At 39.3% G+C, this 9650-nt stretch carries 7 protein-coding genes and 1 tRNA gene; 7 read left to right on the top strand and 1 reads right to left on the bottom strand.

The window, feature by feature from the left end:
* The first annotated feature begins 97 nt into the window (after positions 1 to 97).
* A complete protein-coding gene (locus HMPREF2837_RS04235; RefSeq protein ID WP_049549558.1) occupies positions 98 to 928 on the top strand; it encodes a DNA/RNA non-specific endonuclease in 831 nt (276 codons plus the stop codon).
* Positions 929 to 1274: 346 nt separating this feature from the next.
* Positions 1275 to 2606: a hemolysin family protein gene (locus HMPREF2837_RS04230; protein ID WP_049549559.1), complete on the top strand. Its 1332-nt coding sequence runs from the start codon at positions 1275 to 1277 to the stop codon at positions 2604 to 2606.
* Positions 2607 to 2690: 84 nt separating this feature from the next.
* Here HMPREF2837_RS04230 and HMPREF2837_RS04225 read toward each other — a convergent pair.
* A tRNA-Cys gene (locus HMPREF2837_RS04225) sits at positions 2691 to 2761 on the bottom strand.
* A 189-nt stretch (positions 2762 to 2950) separates the two neighbouring features.
* Between HMPREF2837_RS04225 and HMPREF2837_RS04220 the strand changes: the two genes are divergently transcribed.
* The 5 genes from HMPREF2837_RS04220 (at position 2951) to HMPREF2837_RS04200 (ending at position 9431) form a co-directional block, all read left to right on the top strand.
* Positions 2951 to 4930: a peptide ABC transporter substrate-binding protein gene (locus HMPREF2837_RS04220; RefSeq protein ID WP_075230673.1), complete on the top strand. Its 1980-nt coding sequence runs from the start codon at positions 2951 to 2953 to the stop codon at positions 4928 to 4930.
* 65 nt (positions 4931 to 4995) lie between these two features.
* The gene (locus HMPREF2837_RS04215; RefSeq protein ID WP_049502738.1) at positions 4996 to 6492 is read left to right on the top strand and encodes an ABC transporter permease; all 1497 of its coding nucleotides are present in this window, start codon (positions 4996 to 4998) and stop codon (positions 6490 to 6492) included.
* Positions 6492 to 7418 (top strand): oligopeptide ABC transporter permease OppC, encoded by a 927-nt coding sequence (gene oppC / locus HMPREF2837_RS04210; RefSeq protein ID WP_075230672.1) that lies wholly within the window; start codon positions 6492 to 6494, stop codon positions 7416 to 7418. Before HMPREF2837_RS04215 ends, oppC begins: the two co-directional genes overlap by 1 nt.
* Before the next feature lie 8 nt (positions 7419 to 7426).
* Positions 7427 to 8494 (top strand): ABC transporter ATP-binding protein, encoded by a 1068-nt coding sequence (locus tag HMPREF2837_RS04205; protein ID WP_049549562.1) that lies wholly within the window; start codon positions 7427 to 7429, stop codon positions 8492 to 8494.
* Positions 8495 to 8504: 10 nt separating this feature from the next.
* Complete coding sequence (locus HMPREF2837_RS04200; protein ID WP_001291283.1) at positions 8505 to 9431, top strand: ATP-binding cassette domain-containing protein; 927 nt, start codon at positions 8505 to 8507, stop codon at positions 9429 to 9431.
* Positions 9432 to 9650: the final 219 nt, after the last annotated feature.

Below are 9650 nucleotides of genomic sequence, written 5' to 3'. Positions count from 1 at the left end.
GAGGTTGTGGATAGAACTGACGAAGTCAGTAACACATATACGGCAAGGTGAAGCTGATGTGGTTTGAAGAGATTTTCGAAGAGTACAAGGAGAAAATATGAATAAAAAAACAAGGCAGGCCCTAATTGGTCTCTTGCTCTTTTTGCTCTTGTCAGCAGGAAGCTACTATATCAAACAAATGCAGTCTTCCAACACTGCACCACAAACACAAGCAAAACAAAAATCACAGTCGTCTGATACTCCAAGTCAAGAACTGGCTGAAAGTGTCCTAACAGATTCAGTTAAAAAACAAATTAAGGGTACTCTAGAGTGGAATAGCGCAGGAGCCTTTATCGTCAATAACAATAAAACCAATCTAGACGCCAAGGTTTCAAGTAAACCCTATGCGGATAATAAAACAAAGACTGTAGGAGGAGAGACAGTTCCCACAGTAGCGAATGCAATCATGTCAAAAGCGACCAGACAGTACAAGGACCGTGAAGAAACTGGCAATGGTTCAACATCTTGGACGCCTGCGGGTTGGCATCAGGTTAAGAATCTAAAGGGAAGTTACAACCATGCGGTCGATAGAGGGCATTTGTTGGGCTATGCCTTAATCGGTGGTTTAGATGGCTTTGATGCTTCTACTAGCAATCCTAAAAACATTGCCGTACAGACAGCTTGGGCCAACCAAGCGCGTGCCGAAGATTCGACAGGCCAAAACTACTATGAGAGCTTGGTTCGAAAAGCTCTAGATCAAAACAAACGAGTTCGTTACCGCGTGACATTACTCTATGCTACTGAGGAAGATTTGGTGCCGTCTGCATCTCAGATTGAAGCTAAGTCCTCTGATGGAGAATTGGAGTTTAATGTCGTAATTCCAAATATCCAAAAGGGAATTCAGTTAGATTACCGAACAGGTGAGGTCACAGTCACAAAAAATAACTAATTGATCAAGAGGTTGAGGAAAAATCCCAACCTCGTTTTTTATTAGTCATGAACTATTGACAGGCTTGCTTGTTTTTTGCTCTTTTGATTTTAATACTCAATGAAAATCAAAGAGCAAACTAGGAAGCTAGCCGCAGGCTGTACTTGAGTACGGCAAGGCGACGTTGACGCAGTTTAAATTAGTATAAAGAGCTTTTTTGAAGATTCACAAGGCTTGAACTAGGGCGTCGAGACTTGGATTGCAGCACTCTATTCAGCGACCCTTTATCATAGAAATTGAAAATTAATGTGTAGAAATTGGAAAATATGGTATAATGGTTTCAATTATACTTTTTAGGAGAAGGAAAATGGAAGACCCGAGCAGTCAGGATTTGTTACTGCAATTTGTTTTATTAGTTGTTTTGACCTTTTTAAATGCCTTTTTCTCTGCAACAGAAATGGCCATGGTTTCACTTAGTCGTTCACGTGTTGAGCAAAAAGCTGAAGAGGGAGATAAACGCTATATCCGTTTACTAAAGGTACTTGAAAACCCCAATCACTTTTTATCAACCATTCAAGTTGGTATCACCTTAATTACGATTTTGTCAGGGGCTAAACTAGCAGATTCACTTGGAGAGTTGATCGCCTCTTGGATGGGAAATAGCGAAACTTCCTATGCGGTAGCTAGCTTCTTGTCACTAGCTTTCTTGACCTATATTTCTATTGTTTTTGGGGAGCTTTATCCTAAGCGAATTGCTCTAAATCTTAAGGATGCCTTGGCCATCCGAACAGTACCATTTATTATTGGACTTGGTAAGATTGTGAGTCCCTTCGTTTGGATGCTCTCAGCATCAACTAATCTCTTGAGTCAATTGACACCGATGACATTTGACGATGCAGATGAAAAAATGACTCGTGATGAGATTGAGTACATGTTGTCTAAGAGTGAAGAAACCTTGGATGCAGATGAAATTGAAATGTTGCAGGGGATTTTCTCACTCGACGAACTCATGGCACGTGAAGTCATGGTTCCTCGAACCGATGCTTTCATGGTAGATATTCAGGATGATACTCAAACCATTATCCAAAGTATCTTGAAACAGAACTTTTCTCGTATTCCTGTTTATGATGGAGACAAGGATAATGTCATTGGTTTGGTTCACACCAAGAGCCTCCTTAAAGAAGCCTTTGTCAGCGGGTTTGACAATATCGTCTGGAAGCGAATCTTGCAAGATCCACTCTTTGTACCTGAAACGATTTTTGTGGATGATTTATTAAAAGAGTTCAGAAATACTCAAAGACAGATGGCAATCCTTTTGGATGAGTATGGTGGTATGGCTGGTCTAGTTACACTAGAAGATCTCCTTGAGGAGATTGTCGGAGAGATTGACGACGAAACTGACCGTGCTGAGGTTTACGTTCATACTATTGGTGAGAATACCTACATTGTTCAAGGTACGATGAACTTGAACGACTTCAATAGTTATTTCGATGTTGAACTTGAAAGTGATGATGTAGATACAATCGCTGGTTATTATTTGACGGGTGTAGGGACTATTCCAACAACTGAAAAGCTTAGCTATGAATTGGAAAGTGCCAACAAACACATTACATTGACTAATGACAAAGTCAAAAATGGCCGTGTGACCAAGTTGAAGGTTCAAATCACAGAAATTGAGCTGGAAGAAGAAACTGATTAACAAAAGAAGCTTTACTAGTCCTCGGCCAGTAAAGCTTCTCCATTTTGTAAAAAAAGACTCCAACTGGAGTCTTCTGAATCATAGAGGCGGTAGACGGATTTGAACCGACGATCAAGCTTTTGCAGAGCCGTGCCTTACCACTTGGCTATACCGCCTTAACTTTTATTATTATACCTTTTAAATTAAATCTCGTCAATAGTTTCTTTTCTGAAAATGTAAGTTTTCCTGCTTTTCTGCTTTCAAAAGGTATGCGACAAAATATTCTGAAAATTCGTTTACTTTTGAAAGGGAGTGTGGTATAATTAACAGTATCTCATTAATTTTAATAGAGGAGTTAACTAAACATGAAAAAAAGTCGGATTCTTGCAGTAGCAGGGGTTGCACTACTCGCAACAGGCGTTCTCGCAGCTTGTGGCTCTTCAAAATCATCAAATGCTGAAGCGCCAAAAGCCTATGGTTATACTTATACTGCTGACCCAGAAACATTGGACTACCTTATCTCTGGGAAACAAAGTACAAAAGTTGCCACTTCAAATGGTATTGACGGACTCTTTACAAATGACAAGTATGGAAACCTTACTCCTGCAGTCGCTGAAGACTGGTCAGTATCTCAAGATGGATTGACATACACTTATAAGATTCGTAAAGGTGTAAAATGGCTCACATCTGATGGTGAAGAATATGCGGAAGTAACTGCAAATGACTTTGTTACAGGTTTGAAACACGCAGCCGACAATAAATCAGCCGCTCTTTACCTAGCACAAAATTCTGTTAAAGGATTGGCTGACTATGTATCAGGGAACAATACAGACTTCTCTGCTGTAGGTGTAAAAGCTGTTGATGATTACACTCTTCAATACACTTTGAACCAACCAGAACCATACTGGAACTCTAAATTGTCTTACGCAATCTTCTGGCCTTTGAACGCAGAGTTTGAAAAATCAAAAGGTAAAGACTTTGGTAAGGCAACAGACCCAACATCATTGCTTTACAATGGACCTTTCTTGCTTAAAGGGTTGACGGCTAAGTCTTCTATCGAATTTGCGAAGAATGAACAGTATTGGGATAAAGGTAATGTTCACATCGATACTGTAACACTTTCTTATTATGATGGTTCAGACCAAGAGTCACTTGAGCGTAACTTTACAAATGGTGCATACAGTTATGCCCGTCTCTTCCCTACTAGCTCAAACTATTCTAAGGTAGCAGAAACATATAAAGACAATATTTACTATAACCCACAGGGAGCAGGTATTGCTGGTTTAGGTATTAACATTGATCGTCAAAGCTATAAGTACACTTCAAAAACAACTGACGAAGAAAAAACATCTACTAAGAAAGCCCTTCTCGACAAAGATTTCCGTCAAGCTTTGAACTTTGCTTTTGATCGTACTGCTTATTCAGCTCAGCTAAATGGTAAGGATGGAGCAGCCCTTGCTGTCCGTAACCTCTTCGTAAAACCAGAATTTGTTTCAGCAGGTGAAAAAACATTTGGTGACTTGGTTACTGAGAAAGTTGTTTCTTATGGTGATGAGTGGAAAGATGTAAACTTTGCGGATGCTCAAGATGGACTTTACAATGCTGATAAAGCTAAAGCAGAACTAGCTAAAGCTAAAAAAGACCTTGAAGCAGATGGTGTGAAATTCCCAATCCACTTGGATATTCCAGTTGACCAAACATCTAAAAACTATATCGCTCGTATCCAATCATTTAAACAATCTGTTGAGACCGCTTTGGGTACAGATAATGTAGTTATCGATATCCAACAAATCACTACGGATGAATTACATAATATCACATACTACGCTGCTAGTGCGGCAGCAGAAGATTGGGACCTTTCAGGTGCTGTTGGATGGAATCCAGACTATGATGATCCATCGACTTACCTTGATATCTTGAAATCAACTAATAGTGAAACAACTAAGACCTACATGGGCTATGACAATCCATCAAACCCAGCGGTTGCTCAAGTTGGTTTGAAAGATTACGACAAATTAGTTGATGATGCAGCTAGTGAAACAAGTGATCTTAACAAACGTTATGAGAAATATGCAGCAGCTCAAGCTTGGTTGACAGATAGCTCACTCTTCCTTCCGGCTATGTCATCTTCAGGAGCAGCACCAGTTATTTCTCGTGTAGTACCATTCTCAGCCTCTTACACTCAATCTGGTGATAAAGGTTCAGATGTATACTTCAAGTACCTTAAATTGCAAGCTAACACTGTAACAACCAAAGAGTACAAAGAAGCTCGTGAAAAATGGCTCAAAGAAAAAGCTGAATCAAACGAAAAAGCTCAAAAAGAGTTAGCGAGTCATGTGAAATAAATAATGCTCATCAGAACTTTCTCTCCTAAAGGAGAAGGTTCTTTTGGGATTTTAAAGGAAATAATATGAAAAAATATGTTTTTATGCGTATCTTGCGGTCGTTGGTTTCTATTTTCTTAGTAACGACCTTGATTTACACAATCATCTATACGATGGTTCCACGGAAGTTGATCTTCAAACAAGATACTAACTACAATAAAATTGCGACAACGGCTGATAAACGAGATAACTATGAAAATACTGTCTTTGAGCGTATGGGTTATATCGAATATTACGATACGAAAGAGTTGCAGGAAAAAGCTAGTAGCATTGACTCTTCTGTTACAGTAGATGCAAATGATACAAATAAAGCAATCTATGAAAAATATATCCAACAACTCGGGAATGGTTGGACTTTAGGTGAGTTTACAGAGAGCGGTCAATTCTACGCTACACGTGAAATTCCTATTTTTGAGCGTGTGTTCAAATTCTATGCAAACTTGCTTGATATTGACCATACAAACAAGATACAAGACCCAGAAAATCCAAACTTAGAGCGTTATTTGCGCTTTGAGAATGACCCTGCTATCGGTTGGTCTCTTGTGGGTTCAGGTACTAAACACAAATACCTCTTGTACTTCAATAGTCAGTTCCCATTTGTTCACCAAAACTTTGTCAACTTGAATCTAGGAGATTCTTATCCAACTTATGCCAATACTCCTGTTCTTCAAGTTATTACACAAGGACAAGGACAAACCAAGACTTCTGAAGTTCAATTCCCAACTGGTAAGAAAACATCATCAGTTAATATTTACTCAAGAACTTATAAATCTCCGAGTCAAGCTGATGCTCGTGAAGTAGCCAACTACGGTAAAGATGATCCATATACAGCTACTGAAAGCAACTATCAGTACCCATCTATGATTGCAAGTTCTGCTATCACTGGTTTGATTGGTCTTGCGATTTCATATGCGATTGCGATTCCTCTTGGTTCAGCAATGGCTCGTTTCAAAAACACTTGGATCGATAGTTTCGCTACAGGGACTCTAACTTTCTTGTTGGCTCTTCCAACGATTGCCCTAGTCTATATTATTCGTTTGATTGGTTCTTCAATCGGCTTCCCAGACTCATTCCCAATCTTGGGTGCTGGTGATTGGCGTTCTTATGTCCTTCCTGCAGTGATTCTGGGCTTGCTAGGAGCACCTACTATGGCAATTTGGATTCGCCGTTATATGATTGACTTGCAATCACAAGATTTCGTTCGTTTTGCTCGTGCTAAAGGTTTATCTGAGAAAGAGATTTCTGATAAGCACATCTTTAAAAATGCTATGGTACCACTCGTTTCTGGTATCCCAGGTTCTATCATTGGTGTTATTGGTGGAGCAACTCTTACTGAAACAGTCTTCGCCTTCCCAGGTATGGGTAAAATGTTGATCGACTCTGTAAAGGCTTCAAACAATAATATGGTAGTTGGTCTCGTCTTTATCTTCACTTGTGTTTCAATCTTCTCAAACCTTATCGGAGATATTTGGATGACCATTATTGACCCACGTATTAAATTGACAGAGAAAGGAGGCAAATAATGTCTACAATTAGTAATGAAAAATTTCAGTTTGTAAAACGTGATGATTATGCCTCTGAAGCAATTGATGCTCCTGCCTACTCATACTGGGGTTCTGTCTTTAGACAGTTTTTGAAGAATAAATCAACAGTAATCATGCTAGGTATCTTGATTGCAGTTGTTTTGATGAGTTTCATTTACCCAATGTTCTCTGATTTTGACTTCAATGATGTAAGTAAGGTAAATGATTTTAGCGCTCGTTACATTAAGCCAAATGCTGAGCATTGGTTCGGAACAGACAGTAATGGTAAATCTCTCTTTGATGGTGTCTGGTTTGGAGCTCGTAACTCTATCTTGATTTCTGTCATTGCGACCTTTGTCAACCTTTTTATCGGTGTTGTTATTGGTGGAATTTGGGGGATCTCAAAATCAGTTGACCGTATCATGATGGAAGTCTACAACGTTATCAACAATATCCCATCACTTTTGATCGTTATTGTTTTGACTTACTCTATCGGTGCAGGTTTCTGGAATTTGATCTTTGCCATGAGTGTAACCACTTGGATTAGTGTTGCCCATTCAATTCGTATCCAAATGTTACGTTACCGTGATTTAGAGTACAACCTTGCTTCACGTACCTTGGGAACACCAAGTTACAAAATTATTATGAAAAACATTATGCCCCAATTGGTATCTGTTATTGTTACGAGCACGTCGCAAATGCTTCCATCTTTTATCTCATATGAAGCTTTCCTATCATTCTTTGGACTTGGCTTGCCAATCACAGTACCAAGTTTGGGACGTTTGATTTCAGATTATTCTCAGAACGTAACAACCAATGCATACCTCTTCTGGATTCCATTGACAACTTTGGTCTTGGTATCCTTGTCCCTTTTCGTAGTAGGTCAAAACCTAGCAGATGCTAGTGATCCACGTACACATAGATAGGAGTAGAAATGACAAAAGAAAAGAATGTAATTTTGACTGCTCAAGATATTGTCGTGGAATTTGATGTTCGTGACAAGATTTTGACAGCTATTCGAGGTGTCTCCATCGATCTGATCGAGGGAGAGGTTCTCGCTTTAGTTGGGGAGTCAGGTTCAGGTAAATCAGTTTTGACAAAAACATTCACAGGAATGTTGGAAGAAAATGGTCGTATTGCACAAGGTAGTATTAATTACCGTGGACAAGATTTGACAGCCTTATCTTCTCATAAAGAATGGGAAAGTATTCGTGGTGCCAAGATTGCAACTATCTTCCAAGATCCAATGACCAGTCTAGACCCAATCAAGACAATCGGAAGTCAAATCACAGAAGTTATTGTTAAACACCAAGGTAAGACTGCTCAAGAAGCTAAAGAGATGGCTATTGACTATATGAATAAAGTTGGTATTCCAGATTCTGAGAAACGTTTTGACGAGTATCCTTTCCAATATTCTGGGGGAATGCGTCAACGTATTGTTATCGCGATTGCTCTTGCTTGTCGTCCAGACATTCTTATCTGTGATGAGCCGACAACAGCTCTTGACGTGACCATTCAGGCACAGATTATTGATTTGTTGAAGTCACTTCAACACGAATACCACTTTACAACAATCTTTATCACCCACGACCTAGGTGTCGTAGCAAGTATCGCTGATAAAGTTGCAGTTATGTATGCTGGTGAAATCGTCGAGTATGGTACTGTTGAAGAAATCTTCTACGACCCACGTCATCCATATACATGGAGCCTCTTGTCAAGCTTGCCTCAACTTGCGGATGACAAAGGTGAATTGTACTCAATCCCTGGAACACCTCCATCGCTTTATACTGAATTGAAGGGAGATGCTTTTGCTCTTCGTTCAGATTATGCTATGAAGATTGACTTCGAGGAAAAAGCACCTCAGTTTGCAGTATCTGATACTCATTGGGCTAAGACATGGTTGCTTCATGAACAAGCTCCAAAAGTTGAAAAACCATCGGTGATTGCAGATTTACACGACAAGATTCGTGAAAAGATGGGCTTTACACATCTTGAGGGCTAGGAGGAAGGAAATGTCTGAAAAATTAGTAGAAATTAAAGACTTAGAAATTTCCTTCGGTGAAGGAAGCAAAAAGTTTGTCGCTGTTAAAAATGCGAACTTCTTTATCAACAAAGGAGAAACTTTCTCACTTGTTGGAGAGTCTGGTAGTGGTAAGACAACAATTGGTCGTGCTATTATCGGTCTTAATGATACCAGCAAAGGTGATATCATCTTTGAAGGTCAAAAAATCAATGGTAAAAAATCACGTGAACAAGCTTCGGAATTAATCCGTCGTATCCAAATGATTTTCCAAGACCCTGCTGCAAGTTTGAATGAACGTGCAACAGTTGACTATATCATTTCTGAAGGTCTTTATAACCACCATTTATTTAAAGATGAAGAAGAAAGAAAAGAAAAAGTTCAAAATATCATTCGTGAAGTGGGACTTTTGGCTGAACACTTGACACGTTACCCACATGAGTTCTCAGGTGGACAACGTCAACGTATCGGGATTGCCCGTGCCTTGGTTATGCAACCTGACTTCGTTATTGCGGATGAGCCGATTTCAGCCTTGGACGTTTCTGTACGTGCCCAAGTCTTGAACTTGCTCAAAAAATTCCAAAAGGAATTAGGCTTGACTTATCTCTTTATCGCCCACGATTTGTCAGTAGTTCGTTTCATTTCTGATCGTATCGCGGTGATTTACAAGGGTGTTATTGTTGAAGTGGCTGAAACTGAAGAATTGTTTAACAATCCAGTTCATCCATACACGCAAGCACTTCTATCAGCTGTTCCTATTCCAGACCCAATCTTGGAACGTAAAAAAGTTTTGAAAGTCTATGATCCAGATCAACATGACTATGAAACTGATAAACCTTCTATGGTAGAAATTCGTCCAGGTCACTATGTTTGGGCAAACCAAGCAGAGTTGGAACGCTATAAAAAAGATTTGAAATAAGAAAGAGTTTTGTAATCTTGGTAGAACAATTCTATTAAGATTATGAAACTTTTTTATTTTTGAAAAAAACTAGTTTAAAGATAGACAACTAAATACCCGAGAACATGCTAATACTCAATGAAAATCAAAGAGCAAACTAGGAAGCCAGCCGCAGGTTGCTCAAAGCACGGCTTTGAGGTTGCAGATAAAGCTGACGTAGTTTGAATTTGATTTTCGAAG

Origin of the sequence: Streptococcus sp. HMSC071D03 (assembly GCF_001812125.1) — a bacterium.
In the GTDB taxonomy this organism is placed as follows: Bacteria; Bacillota; Bacilli; order Lactobacillales; family Streptococcaceae; genus Streptococcus; species Streptococcus pseudopneumoniae_N.
Note: the sequence above shows the minus strand (reverse complement) of the source record. Positions and strands in the feature narration are given on the sequence as shown.

Coding starts and splice junctions, on each gene's coding strand:
- oppC (WP_075230672.1), top strand. CDS start 6,492: ATGTCTACAATTAGTAATGAAAAATTTCAGTTTGTAAAACGTGATGAT.
- HMPREF2837_RS04215 (WP_049502738.1), top strand. CDS start 4,996: ATGAAAAAATATGTTTTTATGCGTATCTTGCGGTCGTTGGTTTCTATT.
- HMPREF2837_RS04235 (WP_049549558.1), top strand. CDS start 98: ATGAATAAAAAAACAAGGCAGGCCCTAATTGGTCTCTTGCTCTTTTTG.
- HMPREF2837_RS04220 (WP_075230673.1), top strand. CDS start 2,951: ATGAAAAAAAGTCGGATTCTTGCAGTAGCAGGGGTTGCACTACTCGCA.
- HMPREF2837_RS04200 (WP_001291283.1), top strand. CDS start 8,505: ATGTCTGAAAAATTAGTAGAAATTAAAGACTTAGAAATTTCCTTCGGT.
- HMPREF2837_RS04230 (WP_049549559.1), top strand. CDS start 1,275: ATGGAAGACCCGAGCAGTCAGGATTTGTTACTGCAATTTGTTTTATTA.
- HMPREF2837_RS04205 (WP_049549562.1), top strand. CDS start 7,427: ATGACAAAAGAAAAGAATGTAATTTTGACTGCTCAAGATATTGTCGTG.